The 25,327-nt window shown below is 64.7% G+C and carries 24 protein-coding genes; 11 read left to right on the top strand and 13 right to left on the bottom strand.

All coding sequences use genetic code 11. From position 1 onward, the window contains the following. Positions 1–3: 3 nt before the first annotated feature. The 8 genes from FHY55_RS04730 to FHY55_RS04695 form a co-directional block, all read right to left on the bottom strand. Positions 4–2,124, bottom strand: coding sequence for a dynamin family protein (locus FHY55_RS04730; RefSeq protein WP_140013088.1), 2,121 nt, complete (start codon positions 2,122–2,124; stop codon positions 4–6). Continuing rightward, entirely contained in the window at positions 2,121–3,755 is a 1,635-nt protein-coding gene (locus FHY55_RS04725) for a dynamin family protein (RefSeq protein ID WP_140013087.1), read from the bottom strand. The genes FHY55_RS04730 and FHY55_RS04725 overlap by 4 nt, the downstream gene beginning before the upstream one ends. Beyond that, positions 3,752–5,725 (bottom strand): dynamin family protein, encoded by a 1,974-nt coding sequence (locus FHY55_RS04720; protein ID WP_140013086.1) that lies wholly within the window; start codon positions 5,723–5,725, stop codon positions 3,752–3,754. Before FHY55_RS04720 ends, FHY55_RS04725 begins: the two co-directional genes overlap by 4 nt. Before the next feature lie 131 nt (positions 5,726–5,856). Further along, the gene (locus FHY55_RS04715; RefSeq protein ID WP_140013085.1) at positions 5,857–6,213 is read right to left on the bottom strand and encodes a roadblock/LC7 domain-containing protein; all 357 of its coding nucleotides are present in this window, start codon (positions 6,211–6,213) and stop codon (positions 5,857–5,859) included. 396 nt (positions 6,214–6,609) lie between these two features. Further along, positions 6,610–7,371, bottom strand: a complete 762-nt coding sequence (locus tag FHY55_RS04710) for an ATP-binding cassette domain-containing protein (RefSeq protein WP_140013084.1) — start codon at positions 7,369–7,371, stop codon at positions 6,610–6,612. Further along, on the bottom strand, positions 7,368–8,318 hold the full coding sequence (locus FHY55_RS04705) for an iron chelate uptake ABC transporter family permease subunit (protein WP_140013083.1): 951 nt from the start codon (positions 8,316–8,318) through the stop codon (positions 7,368–7,370). The genes FHY55_RS04710 and FHY55_RS04705 overlap by 4 nt, the downstream gene beginning before the upstream one ends. Then, positions 8,311–9,267 (bottom strand): ABC transporter permease, encoded by a 957-nt coding sequence (locus tag FHY55_RS04700; protein WP_140013082.1) that lies wholly within the window; start codon positions 9,265–9,267, stop codon positions 8,311–8,313. Before FHY55_RS04700 ends, FHY55_RS04705 begins: the two co-directional genes overlap by 8 nt. Next, positions 9,264–10,169 carry a siderophore ABC transporter substrate-binding protein gene (locus FHY55_RS04695; RefSeq protein WP_140013081.1) on the bottom strand — a complete coding sequence of 302 codons (906 nt, stop codon included), beginning with the start codon at positions 10,167–10,169 and terminating at the stop codon, positions 9,264–9,266. The genes FHY55_RS04700 and FHY55_RS04695 overlap by 4 nt, the downstream gene beginning before the upstream one ends. A gap of 98 nt (positions 10,170–10,267) precedes the next feature. Between FHY55_RS04695 and FHY55_RS04690 the strand changes: the two genes are divergently transcribed. The 6 genes from FHY55_RS04690 to FHY55_RS04665 all read left to right on the top strand — a co-directional run bounded on the left by FHY55_RS04690 (position 10,268) and on the right by FHY55_RS04665 (position 15,518). Beyond that, positions 10,268–10,576, top strand: a complete 309-nt coding sequence (locus FHY55_RS04690; protein WP_140013080.1) for a DUF2218 domain-containing protein — start codon at positions 10,268–10,270, stop codon at positions 10,574–10,576. A gap of 155 nt (positions 10,577–10,731) precedes the next feature. Then, complete coding sequence (locus tag FHY55_RS04685; RefSeq protein WP_140013079.1) at positions 10,732–12,657, top strand: TonB-dependent receptor domain-containing protein; 1,926 nt, start codon at positions 10,732–10,734, stop codon at positions 12,655–12,657. 65 nt (positions 12,658–12,722) lie between these two features. Continuing rightward, positions 12,723–13,670: a MotA/TolQ/ExbB proton channel family protein gene (locus tag FHY55_RS04680; protein WP_254695417.1), complete on the top strand. Its 948-nt coding sequence runs from the start codon at positions 12,723–12,725 to the stop codon at positions 13,668–13,670. Continuing rightward, positions 13,667–14,050 (top strand): biopolymer transporter ExbD, encoded by a 384-nt coding sequence (locus FHY55_RS04675; RefSeq protein ID WP_140013078.1) that lies wholly within the window; start codon positions 13,667–13,669, stop codon positions 14,048–14,050. Before FHY55_RS04680 ends, FHY55_RS04675 begins: the two co-directional genes overlap by 4 nt. Further along, complete coding sequence (locus FHY55_RS04670) at positions 14,050–14,427, top strand: biopolymer transporter ExbD (protein WP_140013077.1); 378 nt, start codon at positions 14,050–14,052, stop codon at positions 14,425–14,427. Before FHY55_RS04675 ends, FHY55_RS04670 begins: the two co-directional genes overlap by 1 nt. Then, positions 14,424–15,518: an energy transducer TonB gene (locus FHY55_RS04665; RefSeq protein WP_140013076.1), complete on the top strand. Its 1,095-nt coding sequence runs from the start codon at positions 14,424–14,426 to the stop codon at positions 15,516–15,518. Before FHY55_RS04670 ends, FHY55_RS04665 begins: the two co-directional genes overlap by 4 nt. Before the next feature lie 16 nt (positions 15,519–15,534). Here FHY55_RS04665 and FHY55_RS04660 read toward each other — a convergent pair whose 3' ends face one another. Then, positions 15,535–16,182, bottom strand: a complete 648-nt coding sequence (locus tag FHY55_RS04660; RefSeq protein ID WP_140013075.1) for a ChrR family anti-sigma-E factor — start codon at positions 16,180–16,182, stop codon at positions 15,535–15,537. A 2-nt stretch (positions 16,183–16,184) separates the two neighbouring features. Further along, positions 16,185–16,856: a sigma-70 family RNA polymerase sigma factor gene (locus tag FHY55_RS04655; RefSeq protein ID WP_371707351.1), complete on the bottom strand. Its 672-nt coding sequence runs from the start codon at positions 16,854–16,856 to the stop codon at positions 16,185–16,187. Positions 16,857–16,981: 125 nt separating this feature from the next. Between FHY55_RS04655 and FHY55_RS04650 the strand changes: the two genes are divergently transcribed. From FHY55_RS04650 to FHY55_RS04630, 5 genes are read left to right on the top strand one after another with little or no spacing between them, the layout of a single operon-like run. Further along, complete coding sequence (locus FHY55_RS04650) at positions 16,982–18,265, top strand: NAD(P)/FAD-dependent oxidoreductase (RefSeq protein WP_140013074.1); 1,284 nt, start codon at positions 16,982–16,984, stop codon at positions 18,263–18,265. Then, on the top strand, positions 18,262–19,017 hold the full coding sequence (locus tag FHY55_RS04645) for a DUF1365 domain-containing protein (protein ID WP_140013073.1): 756 nt from the start codon (positions 18,262–18,264) through the stop codon (positions 19,015–19,017). The genes FHY55_RS04650 and FHY55_RS04645 overlap by 4 nt, the downstream gene beginning before the upstream one ends. Continuing rightward, positions 19,014–20,213: a cyclopropane-fatty-acyl-phospholipid synthase family protein gene (locus FHY55_RS04640; RefSeq protein ID WP_140013072.1), complete on the top strand. Its 1,200-nt coding sequence runs from the start codon at positions 19,014–19,016 to the stop codon at positions 20,211–20,213. The genes FHY55_RS04645 and FHY55_RS04640 overlap by 4 nt, the downstream gene beginning before the upstream one ends. An 11-nt stretch (positions 20,214–20,224) precedes the next feature. Further along, a complete protein-coding gene (locus FHY55_RS04635) occupies positions 20,225–20,791 on the top strand; it encodes a DUF3833 domain-containing protein (protein ID WP_168223074.1) in 567 nt (188 codons plus the stop codon). Continuing rightward, a complete protein-coding gene (locus tag FHY55_RS04630; RefSeq protein WP_140013070.1) occupies positions 20,784–21,512 on the top strand; it encodes an SDR family oxidoreductase in 729 nt (242 codons plus the stop codon). The genes FHY55_RS04635 and FHY55_RS04630 overlap by 8 nt, the downstream gene beginning before the upstream one ends. 82 nt (positions 21,513–21,594) lie before the next feature. On the opposite strand, the gene FHY55_RS04625 is transcribed toward FHY55_RS04630, so the two are convergent. From FHY55_RS04625 to FHY55_RS04615, 3 genes are all read right to left on the bottom strand, one after another. Further along, positions 21,595–22,518, bottom strand: coding sequence for an ABC transporter substrate-binding protein (locus FHY55_RS04625; protein ID WP_140013069.1), 924 nt, complete (start codon positions 22,516–22,518; stop codon positions 21,595–21,597). Positions 22,519–22,584: 66 nt separating this feature from the next. Next, complete coding sequence (locus tag FHY55_RS04620) at positions 22,585–23,589, bottom strand: ABC transporter permease (protein WP_140013068.1); 1,005 nt, start codon at positions 23,587–23,589, stop codon at positions 22,585–22,587. A gap of 16 nt (positions 23,590–23,605) precedes the next feature. Further along, positions 23,606–25,126, bottom strand: coding sequence for a sugar ABC transporter ATP-binding protein (locus FHY55_RS04615; protein ID WP_140013067.1), 1,521 nt, complete (start codon positions 25,124–25,126; stop codon positions 23,606–23,608). Positions 25,127–25,327: the final 201 nt, after the last annotated feature.

The raw sequence follows: 25,327 nt of genomic DNA, 5'->3' as shown, positions 1-25,327 counted from the left end.
TCCTCAGGCAGCTTGGAGCAACTCGGAGCGCGAAACGGCGCTGTCGATTGCGGACAGGTTGAGCAGGCGGCGTTCAAGCACTTCCATCTTGCTTTGCAGGCGGTGGATCAGGTTGCTGCGCAGCTGCGGATCGCGTGCCAGCTTTTCCATCTCCGTCTTGTCCTGCTTCAGGCGGTGCGTGTGCTCAGAGATCGTCACGTCGATCATCCGCTGCATCACCTGAATGCGCGACATCCCGGCAGAGGCCCGCTCCACCTGCGCCTCGTTGAAGGCCGCAAGGATCTTCTCCACCGAAGGCCGCAGATCTTCGGCGGCGATGGTGCGCAGCGCGGCGAGCGACTTCTCGATGTTCACACTCGGGCGGCGCCAGAAGGCCCAGCCGCGCTCCGCGATCAGGTTTGCCTTCAGCGTGGATTTGGCCAGCGTCAGCGTCGAGGTGAACTCATCGTAAGGCAGATCATCGAGCGAGATCTTCTCCGTCGGATCCTCGAACTTGTCCTTGATGGCCTGACGGCAGGAGCTCATGCAGTTGTTGAGCGCCACATCTGTGCCCGCGCGTGATTTGGCGTAGCTCGCGCCCACCTTCTTCTCCATCTCCGCCTGAAGCGGCGTCAGATCGATCTCGAAGGAGCTGCCCGAGTTGCCCGACACGCCCTTGCGCAGCAGCTGCCTCTCAAACACAGGCTTCTGACCATCGACAAAGGCTTCAATGCTGGAAATCAGGCTCTGTTCGAGCGTCGACCAGTATTTCGAAACGATCTTCTCGATCTGCGCATCGGCATCTTCGGCATGCTCTTCCAGCCTGCCCTGCACCGCGCGGTATTGCTCGATCTCGTCAGCCAGATCCTCGGCCGCGGCTTCCGCCACATCCGAGCGGGTGCTTTCCACCTGCATCTGGATCGAGTCGCGCTCGCGCTTGGTAACAAACAGCGTGCCGGTGATCTCGGCGCGAATATCGCCCAGAAGCTGGCCAAGCTGACGGGTGCCAACGCCGTTGTCGATCACATCCGACAGCGTCTGTTTCACCTCGTCGAGGCCAGAGGCCAGCATCAGCCGGTCAAACTGATCTTCAGGCACTTCGCCATGCTTGGAGCGGATGTAATCGGCCAACTCCTCGGTATCCACCGCGTCGCGAGCCTCTTCGGCCTCCTCGTCGGTGCGCAGCGCGAGGTCGGCCATATAGGCAGAGCCCGCAACGATCTCGAACTCGATATCGGGGATCGCCTCGCGCAGACGCTTGGACACGTCTGCCATCACGCGCGGCACCTCGGTGGAGTAATCATCCAGCTCGTCGATCCGGTTGACGAAGATCATCACATCCTTGCTGTCCTGCTTGGCGAGGATGCGGATCAGCGCGATGTCCACGTCAGTCAGCGGCTGGTGAGCCGAGAGCACAACCACAAAGCAGTCCGACTTGTCGAGGCTGCGGCAGGTAAACTCGTCACGCACCAGGAAGGGGTCGTTCACCCCGGGCGTGTCGGTGATGATCGTCGGCACCTGAAACTCGGGCAGCCGCATGTAGACGTTGGCCACCTTGGTCAGCGCAGCGTAGCGGCCAAGCGACTGGCGCTCCAGCCCGTCATCAGAGCCGGGGCCGGCGCAAACGTAGCGTTGCAGCAGGTCAGACGACAGGAAATCATAGTCGTGATGGCTGCCCAGCAGGGTGCGATAGTGCTTGCCAAGCCGCTTCTGGGCCCGGTCGCGCATCTCCTCGCTCTGCTTTTTCAGGATCTCGGTATCGAACCCCGGCAGCAGTTGCTCGGTCAGCTTGCGGATCTTCGAGCCGCCGTTGACGATCTCTTCCCAGTCGTTTTCCGAGAAGAATTCAAACCGTGCGCCAGACACCGGATCTTTGGGCATGTTCACCCGGATGTTGGTCACAACCGAGGTCCACGGGTTCACGTCCGAAGGCAGAAAGTCGTGTTGATGCAGGAAGGCGTTAAGGAAGGTAGACTTCCCGGCCTTCACCTGACCGATCACGGCAACCTTGGCGGCCCAATTGTCGAGCCGCTCGCGGAGATCACGATAACTCTGACGCTGTTTCCGATCGACGGTCTTTTCCAGACCATCGAGCGTTTCGCGCAGGAAGTCGATTTCCTGGCGCTGTTGGGGAGCGATCTTCACGACTTTCTCCTACTCATGGCACTATGGCTCGGCCCGGTTGCGGCCTTGCTGTCTTCTCTAGCATCGAGAAATGGGGTTTCCGGCGCCTTGCCCTCGCCATCGAGGGCGTCCAGCAGCTCTTCAACGCAGGCGAGCACCGCCTCGGCGTCGGTCCGGTCGATATCTTTCGACAGACCTTCCCAGAGCCTGCGCGCCGGGCCAGCCTCTGCGCCTTTTTCGGCATCTTCGCTGGCAGGCGGAACAAACAGGTGAACCTCGGCAGATGGGCCCGCCTCGGCCTTGGTTTCGGCCACGTCATCGGCCTTCGCCTCGGTTTTTTCTTCAGCCTTTGCAGCCGCATCAGCTTCGCTGACCACATCAGCCTTCTTACGCGCCCGGGCGGCGCGGGTGGCTTTTTGCGTCTTGGAGCTTTTGCTCCGGCCAACACGCTTTGGCGTCACCGACGGGCCGGCCTCCTCGGCGGTTTTGGCCTCTTCGGCCTCTGCCGGCGCCGCACCATCCTTCGGTGCTTCGGCTTCATCCTTCGCATCCGCGTCTTGCGACGCATCAGGCGTGTCGTCCTTAGCCGTGGTCTTGCCATCAGCAGCGCGCAGCGCCGCCTTCAGCGCGGCTTCCTTGCGCTCGGCAGCCTCCTTGGCGGCGGCCTCCTCCTCGGCTTCGGTCATCGCGTGATCAGAGGCAAAATGCGCCACGGTCGAACACACCGCGCCATCCCGCGATTCCAGATCTTCCATCAGCGTCTCCAGATGCTCGCGGATGCGGGCAAGGTCGCCCTCCTTCAGCAACGACGCCATCAGATAGCTGTCAAAATACTTGCCAGCCTCGCGCTTCACCCGGCGCAGCACACGGTCGGCAGAGCGGGCATCGGTGATCCGATCGGCGTGGGTGATGAGGATGGTGGCCTTTTCGAGCAACCGCGCGGGCATCTCGTTCCATACCGACTTCTCACTCTGACGCCACGCCTGGGTGGCATTGGTGCACCACACAACGGCATCGGCATAATCGAGCATCCGCTCCCAGCACTCAGACGGAATGTTGGGGTCGGAGTTGCCGGGCGTGTCGATAATCGAGAAGGTCTTGAGCAGCGGCGCGGGATGGGAGAGCACCACATAATGCGTGTCTTCCACGCCAACATCTTCCAGCGAGTCGAGCGGGCGGGTGTTGCCCTCCAGATCAACCGCCATCATCGCCTTGCGGCCCCAGACCAGCCAGATCGGCGGCAAAGCGGTGGCGGTCACGTTGGACGGCAGCACCTTTTCGCCCAGCAGGCCGTTGATGAGGTGGGTCTTGCCCGCGCTGAACTCACCCGCAACCATCAGGCGCGGCTTGCGCAGCCCTTTCGGGTCCGGCTTGGCAGCCTCCCGTACAGCGTTGAGGATCTTCTCTTCATGTGCCGTCTTGCTGGCCTGAGCGCGCTCTGCGGCTTCGGCCTCCTTGCGGGCAGCCTCCTCGGCCATCTCCCGCTCAATCGCTTCGCGGGCCTCACGCAGCTCACGCTCGGCCTCGGTTTCCACATCCAGAATATCCTCGATAGAGGTATCCTCGTCAGGCGCGGTCTCCCCCTTCGCCTTCTCAGCGGCAGCGGCGGCAGCCCTGTTGCCCGACTTGAAACGCTTGAAGACACGATTCATGCCGAAAGCCTCCTGAGTTCCTCAACCTCGGCCTGGCTGCTCTCGCCCACATCCCCTTCAAGGAAGCGTTCAAGGATAGCCTTGCAGAAGTTGCCTTGTTTCATGGCGAAGTCTTCAACCACCTCGCGCGTGCGCTCGACCGCGGGGTCGAAGAAATCATTGATGAGGTCTTCGATAAGCGGCGTGGTCTCCGAGATGATAACGTCGCTGTAGCGTTTCTCGGCAGCCTTGGAGCCGCCAAAGCGCCAGTACTTGCGCCACCACGGGCCCTGAAGATCAAGCGACAGGGTCCGCGCCAGAACGGTGGGCGATTTGTGCTGTGGCTGCGACGGAAACTCGATCGAGCTGCCCTCGCGGAACACGCCCATATCGGTCTCCAGAACTTCCTGAATGCCATCAAGCACCACGTCAAAGGCGCTCTCGCCTTCGCGGCGCAGCTTGGCGATGGAGGAGGTAAAGGCCGCCTTCATCATCATCCGCAGCCCTGTGGGATCATGGTTCCACGCGCCAACCTCTCCAAACGCCTCGATGTGGCTCTGCAGCGCGGTCAGCGCGGTAGAGAGAAAGTTTTCCTGCGCGCGATCAAGCCGGGTGCGCAGGGCGCCGCGCAGCTCGGCGGCTTTCTCGTCAAAGTCCTTCAGCGAATTGTCCCGCACATCTGCGAGCTTCATCGCAAGATCCATCTCGGTGAGGTCGATAGAAACCGGGCCGTCAGAATGGCGATCGGCCACCTGCTCCACGGTCTCGCTCATCTCGATGATAGTCTTCAGGTCGTTGTCGACATCCTTGATGATCGCCTTCCCGGGGCCTTCGACAACGCGCTTGGCGATGGCCTGAACCAAGCCCTGAAGGCCAGAGGCATCCATCGCCCGGCGGCGCAATTCTTCAAGGTCGTCGGTGTCTTCGCCGTCATAGAGGCTGGCCAGAGCGGCCCGGCTCGCCGGGGCCATATCGTCGCCGCCACGCAGCGCGCAGTTGGCCCAATACCCCGACCCAAACAGGATTTCGATATCGTTGCCCACGCCAAGGCGCTTCAGCGTCTTGTTGATCGAGCTGCGAATGCGGCCCTTCTCGCCTTCCGGGTCTTCAAGCTCGTCGATCCGGTTGACGAAGATCAGCACCTCGCGTGCTTCAACCGAGCAGATGATCCGCAGCAGCGCCAGATCCATCGTGCTCAGCGCCTGGTGCGCAGAAAGCACCACCACGCAAACGCGGCTGTCAGAGATCGCGTTGAGCGTGATCTGCTCGCGCATCATGAAGGTGTCGTTGACGCCGGGCGTATCGCGCAGGCACAGACCCTTGGGCAGATGCGGCAGATCAATATAAAGGTCAGCCGATTTGGTGAGGTCGGCATAAACACCCTCGGTCGCGCCGTCCTCCAGATCGTCAGGATCACCGTAACAGATGTAACGGTCGATCGTGTCCTTATCGAGCTCGGGGAACGAGTGGCTCGACCCGATCAGCTCTGCAAATTCATCCCCGAGGCGGCCCTCGGTAGATTGGCGCATCTCGGTGACCTGCGCCTTGACCTCATCGGCTTCGCTCTCAAAGCCTGCACGGTCGGCCATTTCGCCGAGGCGACCGCCGGTGGCAACCAGACGGTCCCACTCATGCTGGTCGAAAAAACGGAAGAGTGCGCGCGTGTTCACCGGCCGATGACGGCTGTTGAAGTGCAGCGCCGTAATGACGGATGTCCACGGGTTCACATCGGAAGGCAGCAGATCGGTCTCGCCGATCAGCGCATTAAGCAGGGTGCTTTTGCCAGCCTTGATCTGGCCGATGACGCTCACCGACGGCTCAAAAGACTGGATCTTTTCAAGAACCCGCTCAATCGGTTCTTCGACAAAACTCAGGGCGGTTTCGGAGAACTTTTCGACAGCGTCTTCGAGATTATCGAGACGGGTCCAGAGCTCGTTCAGCTCCTTGAAGCTTTCACGATGCCGTTCATGAATATCGTCGGCCTCGGACATGAAAAAACCTCTCTGCCAGGCATGGGGGCAGCGTTACAAATGCGCGCGACGGGCGCGCGCCAAAGGAGGGCGTACTAGGGGTGTGGCTCGCCGGGGTGGCCCGGCGAGCCGCAATGCGTCGTGAGGGTCGATTAGACCTTCAGCTTGCCTTCGACGTTCTTCACGGTCAGGCGAGCCATGCCGAGGTTGGCAGTCTTGCGGTCCACGGCAACGTAGACGAACACGGCCGGGTTGGATTCCAGCGGGCGGATCAGGTGGTACTGGGTGCCCAGGGTGATGAGGATGTCTTCGATATGGTCGTCCAGACCGAGAGCCTGCATGGCGGCGTTCTTGGCACGCACGACTTCGGTGTTGGCGGCGCCAGCAGCTTCGAGGTCAAACTTGACGCCCGAGGACTCGGAGGCGAGCATCAGACCGGTGTCGGAGTCGACGAGGCAAGCACCGATAAAACCGGCAATGTTTTTGAGATCGGAGATGTTGGTAGACATATTAGCGTTCCTGTATGGTTTGGCGTTCACTTTTGATTTGCGTTGACTGATACAGCCATCCGGTGCTTGCCCTTATGAAAGGGACATTTGTTCTAAAATGGTCGCAAAAACGGTTATTTGGGGAAGAATGAAACCGAAAATCTGGCAGGAATGTGTCAGCCATCTCTTCAACAATAATCAAGAGATCGCCCGAACTGTTGTTTTAAAGGCGTTACCACCCAAGCTCGCCTCAAAGTAGAATTCGGATTTTGAATTCACCCAATTGGCGTTTCCGGAGTTAAACAGTGATGCGGGAATTGGTCGACTGTTGCGCCTTCCGATTCCACGTCCCAATCAAGAATCGTGAAACGTTCTACCCCAAACGCTTCAATTGCGATTCCATCCAGCCAAGTTCTCTCAGGCCGGGACAACTACGCCATAGCCGCCCGCCGTCGTCACTTGCAGGCCGGTGCCATAAAGCGCCGTCAGCACTTCGCTGGTCATCGCCAGCGGGCGTGGGCCGGTCTTGAGCACACGGCCATCCTTCAGAGCAACAATCCGGTCGGCATAATGCGCGGCGGTGCTCAGATCATGCAGCACGATCACAATACTGCGCTGGTCCGGCCCCGGGCGTGACATCGCATGAAGCCGCTCCATCAGGTCGCGGGCGTGGCGCGGGTCGAGCGCCGAGAGCGGCTCGTCCAGCAGCATCCACGGCGTTTCCTGCGCATAGGCCATGGCGGTAAAGGCACGCTGGCGCTGACCGCCGGAGAGCGTGTCAATCTGACGGGCAGCCAGATCTTCCAGCTGAAACATCTCCAGCGCACGGGCCACTTGCGCGCGATCTTCCGCCCGGGGCCGCCCCCGGTGAAACGGCCAGCGCCCGAAGGTCACAAGGTCTTCCACGTTCAGCCGGGCCGTCACCCTGTCGCTCTGGGCCAGCAGGGCCACAAGGCGCGCCCGATCCATCGGCGCGGCCCGGGCCATGTCGAGCCCATCCACCTCCGCCGCGCCCGATTGCGGTGTCAGCAGCCCGGCCAGCGCGTGCAGCAGGGTCGATTTGCCCGCGCCATTCGGCCCGATCAGCGCAGTGATGCCGCCCTCGCCAAAGCTGAGCGACACATCAGAGAGCACGGGCCTGTCGCCCCAGCCCACAGTGAGGTTGCGGATTCGGATCATGATGCGTGACGCCTCCGAAGCAGGAGAAACAAAAAGAGCAGCCCGCCGAGAAATTCAACCACAACGGCAAGCGTGGATTGCAGGCCAAGCAGCCGCTCGAAGATAAACTGGCCGCCGACCAGAATCGCCGCGCCGATCAGAGCGGCTGCCGGGATCAGCGTGGCATGGCGCCAACTGCCGGTGGCACGGTAGGCAAGGCTGGCCGCGATCAGGCCCAGAAAGGTGACAGGCCCGACAAGAGCGGTGGACAGCGCCACAAGCAACGCCACAAGCGCCAGCGCAACCAGCACAAGCCGGTCATGGTGCAGCCCGATGCTGCGCGCGGTCTGCCGCCCCAGCGCCGCCGCGTCGAGCCGGGGCGCGAGGGCGAGCGCTGCACAGAGGGCAAGCGCAAGCAGCACCGTGGCGATGGCCAGAGTTTCGCGGTCCACGGCGGTAAAGCTGGCAAAGCTCATCTGTTGAACGATGGCAAACTCCGAAGGCTCCAGCAGGCGCTGGCCAAAGCTGGTGAGCCCGCGCAGGAACACGCCAAGGATCACCCCGGTTAGCACCATCCGCAAAATATCGCCCGCGCCACGGCGCAGAAGCAGGCCAAACAGTGCAAGGCTGGCCACCACAAGGCAGCCCGCCTCCACCGCAAAGCGCAGCACGCTCGGCGCGCCCGAGGCTTCCGAGGCGCCAAAAACCAGCACCGCCCCGGTTTGCAGAAAGACAAAGAGCGCATCAAAACCAACGATGCCCGGCGTCAACAGCCGGTTGGCGGTGATGGTCTGAAAGATCACTGTCGCCGCGCCAATGGCCGCGCCCACCACCACCAGTGCCGCCAGCTTGGTGGCCCTGAGCGTCAGGATAAAGTCCATCGGCGGGCGCAAAGCCCACGCAAGGAACAGCGCCGAGAGCGCCACAAGCAGCAGCGCCAGCAAAGAAAGGCGGGCGCGCTCAGGCATTGGCAGCCCGGCGCGGGGCGGCATTGAGCAGCCACAGGAACAGCCCGGCCCCAAGCACCGCAAAGATCGTGCCCGCCGGAATCTCGTAGGGCCAGCGCACCACGCGGCCGATAATGTCACAGCCCAGCACCGCGCAGGCCCCGAGCCATGCGGTCAGCGGCAGGTTGCGGCGCAGATTGTCCCCCCGCCAGCGCGACACGATGTTGGGCACGACAAGGCCGACAAAGGGAATGGCCCCCACCGTCACCACCACGGCAGCGGTGATGACAGAAACCAGCAGCAGCCCGGCCAGCAGGGTTTGACGGTAGTTCAGGCCAAGGCTGCGCGCCGCATCTTCGCCAAGACCCAGCAGGGTGATCCGGTCAGCCGCGATGTAAAGCATCGGGGCCAGCACGGCGACGATCCAGAGCAGCTCGTAACGGCCCGCCAAAACGCCGGAGAACTCCCCCGACATCCAGGTGCCGAGGTATTGCATCAGGTCGGTGATCCACCCCAGCCACAGCGCCGCGGCCCCTAGGATGCCGCCATAGATCAGCCCCACCAGCGGCAGCAGCACCGGGTCACGCCGGGGCACGTGGCGGGCCAGCAGCAAAAAGCCCAGCGTCCCGGCCAGGGCTGCTGCGGCGGCGACCGACATTTTCACGATCAAGGCCGCACCGGGCGCAATCAGCGTCACCGCCAGCAGCCCAAGCATCGCGGCTTCGGGCGTGCCCACCAGCCCCGGCTCCACCAGCCGGTTCTGCACCGCCATCTGCACCACCACACCCGCCAGCGCCAACCCGGCCCCGGCCAGCAGCGCGGCAAGGGTGCGCGGCACGCGGCTGACGGCAATCAGCAGCCCGCTGTCCACATCTCCCGAAAAGAGGCTCGCCGCCCCGATCAGCACAGAGGCGCAGATCAGGACGGCGAGGATCAATCCGGCGGTGAGCCAGGTTGTCGTCCGGTTCAATTGCTGGCTCCGGCACCCTCCAGCGCCTTGGTGACTTCACCAATGGAGCCCAGCATCGAGTTGATGCCACCCCCGGCAAGGTAGAGCGGCGCAGGGTCGAGGTAGACGATCTGCCCGGCCTTGCCCGCCTTGGTGTCCGCAACCAGCGGCGTGTCGAGCACGGCAGCGGCGGCCTCGCCCTCTTGGCCGATGGCGGCGCCACGGTCGATCACGAAGATCCAGTCGGGGTCGGTCTCTGCGACGAACTCGAAAGAGACCGCCTCGCCATGGCCTTCCGCCACGATGTCGGGGTAGGCCTCGGGGATGTTGAGCGTGGTGTGCAGCCAACCGAAACGGCTGTCATCGCCATAGGCCGAAATCTTGCCGCCGTTCACCAGCAGGATCAGCGCCGCGCCCTTGCCTTCGGCAGCGGCCTGCGCCCGTGCGATGGCGCTGTCCAGATCCGCTTCAAGTGCGGCGGCCTTCTCTTCGGCTCCGAAAAGCGCGCCATAGGCCGCAAGCCGAGTCTTTCCGGCGTCCACCACATCGGTGCCAATGGTCATGTCGAGCGTGGGCGCGATCTGCGAGAGCGGCTCCACCTGAGTTTGCGAGCGCCCGCCCGCCACGATCAGATCGGGGCCCATGCTCGCCAGCGCTTCGAAGTCAGGCTCAAACAAGGTGCCCACCGGCTGCGCCGCCTCAAAGACTTCGGCAAGGTAGGTCGGCGGGGTGAACTCGGGCACCCCGGCGATGGTCACGCCGAGTGCCGAGAGCGTGTCGATCGCCGCAATATCCAGCGCCACAACGGTTTCCGGCGACTGCGGGGCCTCAACGGGGCCAGCGGCGGTGTCCACCTCAACGGCCTGCGCCGAGGCAAGGCCGGGCAGCATGAGAAGGGCGGCGAGAGGAGCGAGAGCTTTCATATTGCACGATCCTGTTTTGGTTTGGTGCGGTTGCGCTGGACAATCCCGATTGAATCAGTCAGCTATATTTCCGACAAAAGAACTGAGGAATTAGCGAGATGCAAGACCCCCTCCACGACACCGGCACATTTTCCACCCCGCACGGCAGCAAATACCTGCAGCAGCTTTGCAAACACTTCGCCCACAAGATCGAAACCCGCTTCGATGATACCTCGGGCGAATGTGCCCTCTCCCCCGGCCCCGCCACGCTTTCCGCCGATGAGACAGGCCTGACGGTCCACATCACCGCCCCCGACGAAGAGGGCCTCGCCGTTTCCCGCTCTATCATCGACAAGCACCTGATTCGCTTCGCTTTCCGCGAAGATTTTCAGAACATGTCCTGGGCTGGCACCTCCTCAGAGGGCTGACAGGGCCCAGCCCGGACGTCCTGAAATCCAAATAGTTGACTCTTTCTGTCAGTCATGGATATCCACCACCCAGAGCCACGCAAGCCAGACGCTTCCCTCGTCATCCGCGCCAGCCGGCCAAATCCGTCACAGAACGAAGACCAGGGACATATCCAATGAACAACCATGCACGGGCTCTTCTGCTGGCCTCTGTATCCGCGCTTGCCGCTGGCGCCGCTGCGGCTCAGGACGTCGTCGACCTTGAGGCGATCCGCGTTGAGTCCGACGCGGCACAGGACACGCTCGGCAATGTCGAGATCTCCACCGAGGAAATCGAAGAGCGCAACGCCGCCAGTACCGATGAGCTGTTCGCCGGGCAATCCGAGATTCTCGCCACCGGCGGCTCGGTCATCGCCCAAAAGGTGCTGGTGCACGGGCTGGAAGAGAGCAACCTCGCCGTCACCATCGACGGCGCGCGCCAAAACAAGGGGGCCTTCCACCACACCGGCAACGTCCCGCTTGATCCGTTCCTCCTGAAAAGCGTCAACGTCAGCTCGGGCCTCGCTCCGGCAGATGCAGGCCCCGGCGCACTGGCGGGCATCATCGCCTACGAAACCAAGGACGCCCGTGATCTGCTCGACCCCGGCCAAACCGTGGGCGGCTTCACGGGCCTGACCTATGGCTCCAATGGCGGCACCTTCCGGCGTTCGGCAGCGATCTACGGCGCGCAGGGCGGGTTTGAATACCTCCTCGCCTATTCTCGCCAAACCGGGGATGATTACGAAAATGGCGATGGCCACGTGGTCGGCGGCACCGAACCCGACCTTGAGGACGCCTTCGTCAAACTCGCCTACAATACCGACAGCGGCAAACGCTTCGAGTTCTCGGCCGAGCACATCACCGACAAGGGCCAGCGCCCGTTCCAAGGCGGCTTCCCGCGCCCCGACTTCGAAGATGTGCCAGCCCGGGCCACCACCTACCTCGTCGCAGAAACCTCGCGCACGAGCTACAGCTTCACCTACACCGACGAAAACCCGCAGGGCATCTGGGCCCCCACCGTTCAGCTGGCTTGGAACGAGCAACTGGTAGATGCCGAAAGCGCGCAGGGCCGCAACCGCTCGCTCTCAGGCAAGGCCGAAAACAAGTTTTCGCTCGGCAGCGGCGTGCTAACCGCCGGGGTCGACTTCTTCCAAGAGACCGCCACCAACACCGGCACCTCCGCCACGGCGGGTGAGGAAGAGCTCTCCAACATCGGCCTCTACGCCCAGATGCGCCAAGATGTGAGCCCCCGCGTGTCGCTCTCCTATGGCATGCGTGTTGATAGCCAAACCTTCACCGGCGCGACCGGCGAGGAGTGGTCCGCTTCCGGCGTCAGCGTCAATGCCGCTGCCGACGTCATGCTGACCGACAGGCTCACGCTCAACCTGGGCGCGGCCTCTGTCTGGGGCGGCTATGAGCTCAACGAGGCCGCCCTGCTCGGCCTGCGCGGTGCGCCCGCCTACGGCGAGCAGATAACCAGCCGCTCGATGAACTACCGCATCGGCCTGCGCTATGAGCAAGGGCCGTGGCAGGCGGGCTTCGCCCTGTTCCACACCGAGATCAAAGACGCCAACGATCCCTTCACCACTACCGGTGAAGCGGCAGCCTATGATGTCACCTCGCAGGGCTTTGACGCCAAGCTGCGCTACACCGGCACGCGCGGGTATATCGAAGGTAACTGGACGCTGGCCGATGTGCAGGTGGATGAGGGGCCGGTGGCCACCACGTCCTACTATGTCGGCCGCCCGGTGGGGCATATCATCGGCATTTCCGGTGCCTATGACGTCACCGATCAGTGGACCTTCGGCGGCACGGCCGAGATCGCGCTGGAGGTGGATGATGTGCCCGCGGGCAACGATCCGCTGGAAAGCTACGAGGTGGTCAACCTCTGGGCCACATATACACCGCCCGCCTATAGCAACCTCACCGTGCGCTTCGATGTGAAAAACCTGTTCGACACCACCTACTCGGGCCGGGGCAACGATGGCGTCGGCTTCTCGGCGGTGGAGCCGCTGACAGAGCCGGGCCGGAGCTTCCTGGTTTCGGCGAACATGAAGTTCTGATACCGCAAAACCCGCAGGGGGCGCCCCAGCCCGCGCCCCCTGCCAGTGATTTAGGAGCCCGCCAGATGGACATCCGCCTCGCCGCCCGCCCCTGCCTCGCCACCGCGCTGGCGCTTTGCCTGCTTGCCGCGCCGCTCAGCGCGCAAGAAGAGACGCCACCGCAAGTGGGCACCGACGCCCCGGCAATGAGCGCGCCCGCAACAGAGGCCGAAAGCGCCCCACCGGGGGCCGCAAGTGATCCCGATGTTGACGCCGCCGCGCCTGCCGAGATCGCGCCCTCCGAGGCGCCACCCGCCAAGGTTCCTGCGCCCGATCCGGCATTGGCCGCCCCGGCAGAACCCGCCCCGACCGATCCGCTCAACCGCCTGACGCGCTTCCTGATCGACGGCGGCCCGGCCATCTGGGCCATCGCCGCGCTCGCGGTGCTGACCCTCGCACTCATCCTTTGGAAAGCATGGCGCTTCTTTCTTGCCGGGGCATGGTCCCGCGGCGCCGCCTTCCGCGCCGCCGAAGCCTGGCAGGCGGGCGATGCCGACACCGCCCTTGCGCTGCTCAAGGGCCGCAAGGGCACCCGCAGCCGCCTCACCCGCGCCGCCATCGAGGCCCGCCTGTCGCTCGATGAGCCTGCCGCCCGTGAAGAGGTCACCCGCGCCGCCCGCCGCCGCCTCGGAGAGCTCTCCACCGGGCTTCGCGCTCTGGAGCTCATTGCCACCATCGCCCCGCTGCTCGGCCTTCTCGGCACCGTCCTCGGCATGATCGAGGCGTTCCAAACGCTACAGAGCGCGGGCAGCCGCGCCGACCCCTCGCAGCTTGCGGGAGGGATCTGGGAGGCGCTGCTGACCACCGCCGCCGGCATGGCCGTGGCCATCCCCGCCTCTGCCGCGCTGACGTGGTTTGAAAGCGTGCGCGATTCGATCCGCGGCGACATGGAAGACATCGCCGCCCGCATCTTCATCGCCGCCCCGCCCGCGCCCCGGGAGGCCCCCAACATGGCAAGGGCCGCAGCCGAGTGACCCTGTTCGAGCCACCCCGCAAGGCCAGACGGCCCAGCCTGACCCCGCTGATCGACGTGGTCTTTCTGCTGCTGGTGTTCTTCATGCTGGCCTCTCGCTTCGGCACCGAGGTGATGCTGCCCATGCCGCTGGTCGGCAGCAGCGGCGCGGCCCCCTATTCCGGCCCGCCCCGTCTGGTTGATGTGACCCCCGAGCAAACCCTGCTGAACGGCGTTGAAACCGGCGAGGCCGCGCTGGCCGCTGCCCTTGCTGAGCTGGTCGAAACCCCCGGAGACACAATCGTTCTGCGCGGGCGCAGCGGGGCCGACCTGCAGCGCATTGTCTCGGTTGCAGAGGCGCTGCGGGCTGCCGGCTTTACCGGATTGGTGCTGGTCGAATGATGAACTTCGCCGATCCACCCCGCCGCTCCAGCACCGAGTCGGTCGTGCCGATGATCAACGTGGTCTTCCTGCTGCTGATCTTCTTCCTGATGACCTCCAGCCTCACCCCGCCCGAACCCATCGAGGTGGCACCGCCCGTGGCCAGCGGCGAGCAGGCCGAGCGCCGCGAGGCCGTGCTCTATATCGGGGCCGAGGGCACCTTGGCCTTCGGGGAGGCGCGCGGCGAAGCGGCGCTGGCGGCCTTCGTCGCCCAAGCGGGCGAAGCAGCGCAGCTTCGGGCTGACGGGCGGGTGGAAGCGGCCACCGTGGCCCGCGTCCTGCGGCAGCTCGCAGCGTCGGGGCTGCCCCGCGTCGAGCTGGTGGCGGTGCCGCAATGAGGGCGGATTTCCCGGTGTTTGTCGGCGTGGCGGTGCTTCTGCACATCGCCATCGCCTTTGCCATCCCCCTGCCCGACAGCGGCGCCACAACCGGCGGCGAGGGCGGGGAAAGCGAGGCCTCGATCATCCCGGCAACCGAGGCCGTGGCCAGCATGGTAGAAGACTGGGAGACCCCGCCAGAGCTGACCGAGCCGGTCGAGCAAGCGCAGCCCGATGCCCCAGAGCCCGATGCGCCCCCGCCCGAGTTGGAGGCCCAGCCCGACACCGCGCCACCCCTTGCCCGCCCCGCGCCGCCCACGCCCGATGTGGCCGAGGCCACGCCGCAGCTGGATACCGCGCCGGTGCTGCAACCCAGCCCGATTTCGCCCTCGGTCGAGGTACCGCCCAGCGCGCTTGCGCCGGTGCAACTGCCACCACAGGCCGAGCAGCCGCAGCTTGCGGCCCTGCCAGAGCCAAGCCGCCCGGCTGCCCTGCCGCGCCAACCCGCCGCGCCGCAGGCAGAGCCGCCGCAGGCCCCGCAGATTGACACCGCCAACGCCGAGCCGCTCAAGCCGCAAACCGCCCCGGCGCGCAGCATCCGCCCGCGCAAAATGCCAAAGCGGCCCGAACCGCCCGTGGCGCAAAAGCCCAAGCCCCAGCCACAGGCCCAACCGCAAAAGCCCGCGCCGCAAAAATCGGCCAAGGCCCGCAAACCGGCAGAAAAACCCGCGCAGGAAACCTCCCGCGCCCGGGCCGGGGCCAAGTCTGCCGGATCGGGCGGCTCTTCGCAGGCCGGCGTGGCCACCAACAGCGGGGCGCGCAAGCTTTCCGCCAGCCAGAAGCAAAGCCTGATCGGCAAATGGGGCGCACAAATTCGCTCGCGGGTGGAGCGGCGCAAGCGCTCTCCCGGCGGGCGCGGGCGGGTGGTGCTTCGCATCACCGTCGCCGCCTCGGGGCAAGTCACCGGGCTCGGCATCGTCCGCTCATCCGGCAACAAACGTCTCGATCAGGCCGCCGTCCGCGCGGTGCGCAGCGCAGGCCGAATGCCGCGCGCGCCAAGGCAGCTTGGCGGCGCGAGCCAGTCGTTCAACCTGCCGATGGATTTCAACTAGGCCAGCACAGCCCCGCTCAGATTCGGAAGTAACGCTGCAACAGCCGCGGTATCATCGCGCTAAAGCGCAGCGGCGCATCGGTTGCCGCAAGGCAAATGCAATCGGGCCCGGGGTCAGCTGTCGGCGTGTGCTCCAGATCGTCGGTCACCACCTGCACATCGCCCCGCGCATAGCGCCCCGTGACGTCATGAAAGCTGCCTTGCAGCACCAGCGTCATCTCCAGCCCGTTGTGGCCGTGGTCCGGCACCGCCTTGCCGCCGGGGATGCTGAGCAAGCGGGCAGAGCCTTCCCGCCCGTCGACAAGAATCTGCTGCCGGATCCCCGCGCCAATACTGCGCCACGCCGGGCCCTTGGCGCCCAGTTCCGCAGCCACAGCGGCAGGAAAAATGCCCATTGGCTTCGGATCTTCGGGCACCGCGCGGGGGGCGTCGAGCAGGGCGAGTGTCTTCTCGCGCAACGCCCGGTCGGGCGTCATTCCAGCGGCCTCTGCGCCCAAGCTCTCTAACGCCACGCCACCCAGCGCATCGCAGGCCTCTGCCACAGCGCGGCAGCTGTCACAAAGCGAAAGATGGGTGGCAACAACAACAGAAAAGCCATGGGGCAGCGCCCCACTCGCATAGGCTTCAATGATATCCTCGGGGATATGATGACTGACAGGCGACATGGTTATCTTAGTCCTTTGAGTTCATGACGCAGGCGTTCGAGAGCCAGCCGGATGCGCGATTTGATCGTGCCCATCGGCAGGCCAGTGCTCTGGCGGATTTCACTATGTGTAAGGTCGGAGAGGTAGGCGCGTTCAATCACCTCACGCTGCTCCGGTTTGAGGTTTTCCAGGGCCGCCCTAAGCTGGCTGGCCTCCTGATCAAGCGCGAGGCTGGCCTGAGCATCGCTCCCCGCCTCTTCGCTCTCCATCTTCAGCGCCTCCGGCATCGGGCGGCGCTCACGGCGGATGATGTCGATCTGGCGATTGCGGGCAATCCGGTAGATCCATGCGGCGGCCTGCGCGCGGGCCGGGTCATAGAGATGAGCCTTTTGCCACGCCGTCAGTAGCACGTCCTGCACAACGTCATCCGCCATGGCCCGCGACATGCCCGAGCGCAGCATCATCGCCGTCAGCCGGGGGGAGAAATGGTCAAACAGCTTCGCAAAGGCCCCCCGGTCGCGCCCATCGCGCACCGCAAGCAACCACCGGGTCGGCGGCGACAGGGCGGCGGCGTCTGTCTCATCTTGGCCATCTGAGCCCATAGGCGCTGTCTTTCTTCTCTCGCACACCAAGGCCCCCGCAGGCGGAGCGGCGGCGGCACGGGCGGCCTGAAGGGTATCTGTCTGATCCAGCATATGGGGTATTACGGAAGAGCCCAAGGATCGGATCAATCTTTGAACCGATTGTGCCGCTGGTGCGTAGAGCCTTGCAGAACGGTTGAAAATTTCGACCTTGGATCAATAGCTGCAAGGGACACCCCATGTCATTCGACGCGCAAAACGCAGGCCGCCGCATCGCCATTGTCGGTGGCGGTATCGCCGGGATGGCCTCGGCCCTGCTGATGGCCCCCGGCAACCGCGTCACCCTGATGGAGGCCGCGCCCCGCCTCGGCGGCCACGCCCGCACGGTGACAGCCGGTAAGCGTGGCAACCAGCCGGTCGATACCGGCTTCATCGTCTTCAACTACGCCAACTACCCCCACCTCACCCGGATGTTCGCAGAACTGGACGTGCCGGTAATCAAGAGTGACATGAGCTTCGGCGTCAGCCTCGATGGCGGGCGGCTGGAATATGCCCTGCGCGACCTCAAGGGCCTCTTTGCGCAAAAGGCAAACCTCGCCCGTCCCGCGTTTCTCGGGATGCTGCGCGACATCGCCCGCTTCAACACCCGCGCCGAGGCCGCCGCCGAAAGTGACGATATGACGGTCGATGAACTCTCGCGCCAACTGGGCTTGGGCGAAGCCTTCCGTCGCGATTACCTGCTGCCGATCTGCGGCGCGATCTGGTCCACCCCCTCTAGCGAAGTCGGCGCCTTTCCGGCCAAAAGCCTGCTGCGGTTCTTCCGTAACCACGCCCTGCTGTCGCCCGGCGCGCAGCACCAATGGTGGACGGTGGAGGGCGGCAGCGTGGAGTATGTGCGCCGTCTGGAGGCCCGGCTGCGGGCCTTGGGCGTGGAGATCCGCACCAGCTGCGCCGTCGAAGAGGTGCGCCGTGATGCGGGCGGCGTATCGCTGCGCGCAGGTGGCGGCGAGGCAGAGCGCTTCGACGAGGTCATCCTCGCCTGCCACTCCGATCAGGCGCTGAACATGCTGGCCGATGCGAGCCCCGAAGAGCGGGCCGATCTCGGTGCCGTGGCCTACCGCCCCAACCGCGCGATCCTGCACGCCGATGCAGGCCAGATGCCCCGCCGCCGCGCCTGCTGGAGCTCATGGGTCTACCGCGCCGAGCAGGTCGGGGCAGAGCGCGAAGTGGGCGTGACCTATTGGATGAACCGCCTGCAAGGCATCCCCGAGGAGGATCCACTCTTCGTCACCCTCAACCCGCAGACCCCAGTGCGTGAAGAGTTGATCTACGACGAGGTCACATTCGATCACCCCGTGTTCGACCGTGGCGCACTTGCGGCGCAAGAGCGGATCGCAGCGCGCAACGGGCAGAACAACACATGGTTCGCCGGAGCATGGCTGCGCTTCGGCTTCCATGAAGACGGCTTCGCCAGCGCGGCCCGCATTGCCCGGGCGCGGGCAACGGCAGAGCGCGCGGCATGAGCTTCGCACCACAACTCCTGCGGGCCGAAACCACCCACGCACGGCGCGGCGCGGCCTCTCACACCTTCCGGCACGGGGTGGATTACGTGATGATCGACCCCGAAAGCACCGCCCGCACCCCGGCCCTGTTCTCGCGCAATCGGCTCAACCTCACCTCCGTGCATGATCGCACCCACGGCGGCCCGCGCGGGCAAGGCCGGGGCGCGGCATGGGCGCGCGAGGTGCTGGCCGAGGCGGGCGCGCCCAAGGGGCTGGCCCTGCGCCTCCTCGCCCAACCGCGTTTCCTTGGCTACTGGTTCAACCCGGTCAGCTTCTGGTTGGCGCTCGACGGCGACGATCTGGTAGCGGTGATCGCCGAGGTCTCCAACACCTTCGGCGAGCGCCACAGCTACCTCTGCGCCCACCCCGGTTTCACCCCCATCGGCCCGCAAGACAGGCTGACAGCGGCGAAGATCTTCCATGTCTCACCGTTTCAGGATGTATCGGGCGGCTACGAGTTTTCCTTCGACCTGAAGGCCGACCGCATCGCCTTTCGCATCCTGCTGCGCGATGGCGAAGCCGGGCTCGTCGCCACGCTGGCCGGCCCCCGCGCGCCACTCACCAATCGCGCTATCCTCGCCAGCGCCATCCGCCGCCCATTCGGGCCGCTGCGGGTGCTGGCCCTGATCTACTGGCACGCCCTGCGCCTCAAGGCCAAGGGCATTGCCTATCGCTCCAAACCACTCCCGCCTGAACACGAGGTCTCCCGATGAATGCCCCCGCCACCTTTCCGCTCGAGGCCCCGGCCAGCCTGCCGCAATCGCCCGTCACCCGTCGGCTGCGGCGTGACTTTCTGGCAGCCTGCGAGCAGATCACCGAAGGTCGCCTGCGGCTGATAACCCCCGAGGGCCACCGGCACAGCTTTGGCACCCATGGGCCGGAGGCCGAGTTGCACCTGCGCGACTGGCGCGTGGCTTCGGCAATCGCGGCACGGGGCGATATCGGCTTTGGCGAGGCCTATGTCGCCGGCATGTGGGACAGCGCCTCCATTGAGGATGTTTCCAGCATCGCGCTCACCAACCTCACTGCCCTCGGCAACACAGCCCGCCCCCGCCCGCTGCAACGGCTGAAGATGGGGCTGATCGACCGGGTGCTGCGGGCCAACTCCCGCCGCGGCGCCTCCCGCAACATCCGCGCCCACTATGATGTGGGCAACGAGTTCTACCAGCTCTGGCTGGACCCTTCGATGAGCTACTCCTCCGGCCTCTACGCCCCGGGCGACGACCTTGAGCAGGCGCAGATGCGCAAATATGACCGCATCCTCAACCGCGTGCCCGGCGAGCGCCTGCTCGAAGTCGGCTGCGGCTGGGGCGGTTTTGCCGAACGCGCCGCCGACGCAGGCCGCCACGTGACCGGCATCACCATCTCGCCCAGCCAGAAGGGCTATGCCGACGCCCGCCTCGACGGGCGGGCCGAGATCCGGCTGCAGGATTACCGCGATGTGCAGGGCACCTACGATGGGATCGTCTCCATCGAGATGGTCGAGGCCGTGGGCGAGCGTTACTGGCCCACCTACTTCTCCACCCTCAAGGCCCGGCTGGCCGAAGGCGGGCGAGCGATGCTTCAGGCAATCACCGTGCCCGATGAAAACTTCAACGCCTATCGCCGCCGGTCCGACTTTATCCGGCATTACACCTTCCCCGGCGGCATGCTGCTGTCCGACGCGGTGATCGCCGAGCAGGCGCAACAGGCAGGGCTTAAGGTGCATGAAAACTTTTCCTTCGGGCAAGACTACGCCCGCACCTGCCGCGACTGGGAAGCCCGGCTCACCGCCGCCTCCCCGCGCATCCGGGCACAGGGGCAGGATGAGAGGTTCTTGCGCACGTGGCGCTACTACCTCGGCATCTGCGCTGCCGCCTTCGCCACGGGCCGCGCCGATGTGGTGCAGGTCGAGCTCGGGCACGGGTGACAGACATGCTGATCGCCCTCTCCCTCTTTCTGGCGCTCTGCATCGCCCTCGTGGCCTACCGCGCACAGGCACTGAGCTTCGTGGCGCAACGCCCCGAGGCCTATGCCGAAACCGGCCCCCCCTTTGATCCGCGCCACGTGCTGTCCGGCCCGATGGTGTCCGAAGGGGTGATCTATGGCCCCACCGGCAAGGTCGCCTCGCGCTTCGAGGCACGCATGGAGGGCAGCTGGCAAGGCACGCGCGGCGCGCTGGTGGAAGAGTTCACCTATGACAGCGGGCGCACTCAAAATCGCCGCTGGGAGCTGGTGTTGCACAACGACGGCTCTTTGACCGCAACAGCGCCCGACATCGTCGGGATCGGCCGGGGCGAGGTCAGCGGTGCCACACTGCGGCTGTGCTATCGGCTGCGGCTGCCAGACGAGGCAGGCGGGCACGAGTTGGACGTCACAGACTGGCTCTACCTGATGCCCGGCGGAGCGGTGATGAACCGCTCGCAGATGCGCCGCTTCGGCGTCACGCTGGCCGAACTCGTAGCCACCATGCGGCCCGAGGCCTCGCCGGAGGTTGCGCATGGATAAGACATCCAAATGGTGGATCATCGGCGCCAGCGAAGGCCTTGGCCGCGCCGTCGCCGAGAAGCTCGCCGCCGAAGGCGCATCACTGGTGCTGTCGGCCCGCAGCGAAGACAGGCTGAACGCGTTGGCCGAGGCCATCGGCGGCGCGCAGGTGGTCCCGATGGATGTCACCGACAGTGCCTCGGTCGAGGCCGCCACCGCAAAGGCCGGCGCAGTCGACGGGCTGCTCTATTGCGTGGGCGCTTACGAGCCGATGAAGGCCACCGAATGGAAAAGCGATGCAGTGCTGACCATGGCCGAAACCAACTTCCTCGGCGCGCTCCGGGTGCTTGGTGCCGCCCTGCCGGGCCTCGTGGCGCGCGATGCCGGGCGGATCGTGCTGGTCGGCTCGCTCTCCGGCTTCCGGGGCCTGCCGGGTGCCATCGGCTATGGCGCGAGCAAGGCCGGGCTGATGCATATCGCCGAAAACCTGCGCGCCGATCTGCATGGCACCGGGGTGACGGTGCAACGGGTGAACCCCGGCTTCATCGACACAAGGCTCACCCGCAAGAACGACTTCAAGATGCCGCAGCTGATGCAGCCCGAAGAGGCCGCCGAAAAGGTGATGGAGGCCCTTCGCTCGGGCCGCTTTTCCACCAGCTTCCCCGCCCCCTTCGCATGGCTCTTCACCGCCGGGCGCTACCTGCCGCTCGGGCTGTTCCAGCGGATATTCCAGCGCGGCTAAGGCTCGGCCGGCGGCCCCGACGCAAAGAAAAGGCCCTCCCCCGAACCAAACGGGAGAGGGCCGATTTCACGGCAAAGCCGGATCAGTCGTAAAGCACGGCGGCCACTTTCGGGTCGTCCATGTTGTCCTTGTCGTACCAGTAAAAGCCGGTGTCGATCACCTCGGGCAGCTCTTCGCCCTTCAGCGCCTTGGCCAGCGAATCCACAACGCATTCGCCAATGCCCACCGGGTTCTGGGTGATCGAGCCCAGCAATGTACCGTCCAGGATCGCGTCCTTCTGGCTCTTGCCGGAGTCAAAGCCAACGCCCACGATATCGGAGCCGGTCTCCTTGATCGCCACCGCAAGCCCGATGGCCGCGCCTTCGTTGGAGGCAAAGATCCCCTTCAGGTCCGGGTTTGCCTGCATCAGCGCCTTGGCCGTCTCGGTGCCCTTCAGCGCGTCGTTGGCATATTGCACGCTCACGATCTCGATGTTCGGGTAGGCCTCTTCCATCCGGTTGAGAAAGCCGTCACGGCGGCCAATGCCAGTGGCCGAGGTCTGGTCGTGGATCACGGCGGCGATCTTGCCTTCCTCGCCAATCGCCTTTGCCAAGCCATCGGCACCAGCGGCGGCGGCAGCCATGTTGTCGGTGGTGCAGGTGGTGAGCGGCAGGTCAGATTCCACGCCCGAGTCGAAGGCCACAATCGGAATGCCCGCCTCAGCCGCCTTGCGCAGCGCCGGCACCTGGGCCTGGCTGTCGAGCGCGGCAAAGCCAAGGCCCTGCGGCTTCTTGGCGATGGCGGCGTTCAGGATATCGGTCTGCTTGTCGATCTCGGCCTCGGTATTCGGCCCCTCAAAGGTAATCGTCACCCCGTTGCGCTCGGCCGCCGTTTCGGCGCCCAGCTTCACCGCCTGCCAAAACTGGTGGCTGAAGCCCTTGGCGACGATCGGAAAGTAGGTGTCCTGCGCCATGGCGGGGCCGGCCAGCATGGTGGCCGCGCCAAGGGCTGCGATAAGTTTCTTCATGGTGGTTTCCTCCCAGATAACCGTTTTAGATGCGGACGCCCGGACGCCCCAACACTCCTCCCGGGATCAGCTCTTCTTTCGGAGCATGATATCGACATAGACGGCGGCAATGATGATGACGCCGGTGATCACGATCTTCCATTCTTCCTGCACCCCCATGACCCTCAGGCCATTGGTCAGCACAGACATGATGAAGGCCCCGATGATGGTGCCCAGCACCGTGCCCCGCCCGCCTGAAAGCGAAGTGCCCCCAATCACGGCGGCGGCGATTGCGTCGAGTTCGTAGCCAAGGCCCAGCGCTGGCTGCGCCGAGTTGAGGCGCGACGAAATCAGCAGGCCGGCAACGCCGCAGATCATCCCGCTGACGCCGTAGGTCACGATCTTCCAGAGGTCGACGTTCACGCCCGAAAGCCGCGCCGCCTCCTCGTTGGACCCAAGCGAAAAAATGTAGCGGCCGAGGATCGAGCGGGTCAGCACGATCGACGAGATGATGGCAACGCCGAACATGATGAAAACGCCGTTGGGAATCTCCAGCCCCGGTATCAACAGGGTGATCGAGCTTTCCGACGACAGATAATAATAGCTCGGCGTATCGTTGAAATAGATCGGCTTGGCCCCCGAAAACACCAGCGCCAGCCCCCGCGCAATCTGCATCATCCCCAGCGTGGCGATGAACGGCGGGATCTTCAGCTTCGCCACGCAGACCCCCGAGATCGAGCCCATGAACCCGCCAAACAGGATGGCCCCGGCAATGCCCAGCGGCAGCGGCATCCCGAGGTTGGTCAGGATCAGCCCGGCAACAACCGCCGTCAGCGTCATCATCGTGCCCACCGAAAGGTCGATCCCGCCGGTGATGATCACAAAGGTCACCGCCACGCCCAGCACGCCGTTCACCGCCGTGGCCTGCATGATGTTCACCATGTTCGACCACTGCGCAAAGTTCGGCGCGAAGATCGAGAAGAAGCCGAGCAGCAGGATCAGCACCACAAAGGCCACCGCCTTTTGCAGGGTGCCCACGGTGATGAAGCCCTGTTTGGGGTCGTCGGCGGGCGTGGCTATCGCGTCTGTCATTCTGCTGTGTCCCCTTTCAGGCGGCGTCTTCGTGGCGAGCGGTCGCCAAGGTCATGATGTCTTCCTGCGTGGCCGTGCGGCCATCGAGCTCACCGGTGATCCGGCCCTCGCTCATCACCAGTATGCGTTGGGAAAGCCGCAGCACCTCCTCCAGCTCCGAGGAGATGACGATCACCGCCTTGCCCTGCGCAGCCAACTCTTCCAGCAGCGTGTAGATCTCGGCCTTGGCCCCCACGTCGATGCCCCGGGTCGGTTCGTCGAAAATCAGAATGTCGCAATCGCGCAGCAGCCACTTGGCGATCACCACCTTTTGCTGGTTCCCGCCCGAAAGCAGGCGGGTTTCCTGATCCACCGTGGGCGTCTTCACCTTCAGCTTCGCCACATAGTCCCGCGCCACCTGCCTCAGCGCCCCGTCACGCATGAAGACCCGGCCCTTCACGAAGCGTTTCCACGAGGCCATGGTGATGTTGTCCCGCACGCTCATGCCGGTGACGAGGCCAAACTGCTTTCGGTCTTCAGAGAGATAGGCGATGCCGTTTTGCACTGCGTCCTTGGGGCTGTTGATCTGCCGCGGCGCGCCGTGCACGTTGATGGTGCCGCTGTCGATCGGGTCCGCCCCAAAGATCGCGCGGGCCACCTCCGTGCGCCCGGCCCCCATAAGCCCCGCAAACCCGAGGATCTCGCCCTTCTTCAGCGCAAAACTCACATCCTGCACCATCCGCCCGTGGTTCAGCCCCTCCACGCGCAGCACCTCATCGGCCTGCGGCTCGCCCCCGGCGCGGTGCTGGTTGGCCAATTCACGGCCCACCATGAGCTGGATCACCTGATCAATCGAGGTGCCCTCAGCAGGCAGCGTGTCGATATACTCGCCATCGCGCATCACGAGGATTCGGTCGGCGATACGGGTCACCTCCTTCATCTTGTGGGTGATATAAACAATCCCCACACCCTGCGCCTTCAGGTCATCCACAATGGCAAAAAGGTGCTCCACCTCACGCTCGTTTAGCGCCGATGTCGGCTCATCCATCACCAGCACCCGCGCGTTGAAGCTGAGCGCCTTGGCAATCTCAACCAGCTGCTGGCGGGCCACGGTAAGCTCGCCCACCTCCTGGCCCGGGTCGATGTCCACTTTCATCCGGGCAAAGATCTCGGCCGCATCGGCCTTCATCTTCGCCTCATCCACGAACAGCCCAAAGCCCTTGCGCGGCTCGCGCCCGATGTAGATGTTCTGCGCCGCCGTCAGATGGTTCATCAGGAACAGCTCCTGATGGATGATGCTGATCCCCAGATCCTGCGCCGCCGTCGGCCCGGGCACAGTCACCCGCTGGCCATCCACCCGAATCTCGCCCTCGTCGGGCTGGTAGACGCCAGTCAGTATTTTCATGAGCGTGGATTTTCCGGCGCCGTTCTCCCCCATCAGGGCCACAACCTCGCCGGGTCGCAGATCAAGCCGGGCCTCGTGCAGGGCGCGCACACCGGGGAAGGATTTGCCAATTCCAGACAGTTCCACGATAGGCGCTTGCGCCGTCCCAACCATTGCGATCCTCCCGTTGCACCAGCCTCGTGGCGCGGGCGGCCTCCTCCTCAAGAGCCGGTCCCGCAGGGCTGCTTGCCTCCACATTGATACCTGACAACCCGCGCGTGGGAAGGGAAATTTTCATTTCTTCTCAACAATGGGTTGTCTGCCCCTGTCAGCCGGAGCGACGCTCGTCTAGGTTGGCGGCAACGCAAAGGAGGA

Origin of the sequence: Oceanicola sp. D3, assembly GCF_006351965.1 — a bacterium.
GTDB lineage: Bacteria > Pseudomonadota > Alphaproteobacteria > Rhodobacterales > Rhodobacteraceae > Vannielia.
This window is presented reverse-complemented; position numbering and strand designations above follow the sequence as displayed.

Coding starts and splice junctions, on each gene's coding strand:
- FHY55_RS04615 (WP_140013067.1), bottom strand. CDS start 25,126: ATGGTTGGGACGGCGCAAGCGCCTATCGTGGAACTGTCTGGAATTGGC.
- FHY55_RS04725 (WP_140013087.1), bottom strand. CDS start 3,755: ATGAATCGTGTCTTCAAGCGTTTCAAGTCGGGCAACAGGGCTGCCGCC.
- FHY55_RS04715 (WP_140013085.1), bottom strand. CDS start 6,213: ATGTCTACCAACATCTCCGATCTCAAAAACATTGCCGGTTTTATCGGT.
- FHY55_RS04710 (WP_140013084.1), bottom strand. CDS start 7,371: ATGATCCGAATCCGCAACCTCACTGTGGGCTGGGGCGACAGGCCCGTG.
- FHY55_RS04640 (WP_140013072.1), top strand. CDS start 19,014: ATGAATGCCCCCGCCACCTTTCCGCTCGAGGCCCCGGCCAGCCTGCCG.
- FHY55_RS04625 (WP_140013069.1), bottom strand. CDS start 22,518: ATGAAGAAACTTATCGCAGCCCTTGGCGCGGCCACCATGCTGGCCGGC.
- FHY55_RS04685 (WP_140013079.1), top strand. CDS start 10,732: ATGAACAACCATGCACGGGCTCTTCTGCTGGCCTCTGTATCCGCGCTT.
- FHY55_RS04690 (WP_140013080.1), top strand. CDS start 10,268: ATGCAAGACCCCCTCCACGACACCGGCACATTTTCCACCCCGCACGGC.
- FHY55_RS04695 (WP_140013081.1), bottom strand. CDS start 10,169: ATGAAAGCTCTCGCTCCTCTCGCCGCCCTTCTCATGCTGCCCGGCCTT.
- FHY55_RS04660 (WP_140013075.1), bottom strand. CDS start 16,182: ATGTCGCCTGTCAGTCATCATATCCCCGAGGATATCATTGAAGCCTAT.
- FHY55_RS04680 (WP_254695417.1), top strand. CDS start 12,723: ATGGACATCCGCCTCGCCGCCCGCCCCTGCCTCGCCACCGCGCTGGCG.
- FHY55_RS04665 (WP_140013076.1), top strand. CDS start 14,424: ATGAGGGCGGATTTCCCGGTGTTTGTCGGCGTGGCGGTGCTTCTGCAC.
- FHY55_RS04720 (WP_140013086.1), bottom strand. CDS start 5,725: ATGTCCGAGGCCGACGATATTCATGAACGGCATCGTGAAAGCTTCAAG.
- FHY55_RS04650 (WP_140013074.1), top strand. CDS start 16,982: ATGTCATTCGACGCGCAAAACGCAGGCCGCCGCATCGCCATTGTCGGT.
- FHY55_RS04620 (WP_140013068.1), bottom strand. CDS start 23,589: ATGACAGACGCGATAGCCACGCCCGCCGACGACCCCAAACAGGGCTTC.
- FHY55_RS04645 (WP_140013073.1), top strand. CDS start 18,262: ATGAGCTTCGCACCACAACTCCTGCGGGCCGAAACCACCCACGCACGG.
- FHY55_RS04705 (WP_140013083.1), bottom strand. CDS start 8,318: ATGCCTGAGCGCGCCCGCCTTTCTTTGCTGGCGCTGCTGCTTGTGGCG.
- FHY55_RS04670 (WP_140013077.1), top strand. CDS start 14,050: ATGAACTTCGCCGATCCACCCCGCCGCTCCAGCACCGAGTCGGTCGTG.
- FHY55_RS04630 (WP_140013070.1), top strand. CDS start 20,784: ATGGATAAGACATCCAAATGGTGGATCATCGGCGCCAGCGAAGGCCTT.
- FHY55_RS04655 (WP_371707351.1), bottom strand. CDS start 16,856: ATGCTGGATCAGACAGATACCCTTCAGGCCGCCCGTGCCGCCGCCGCT.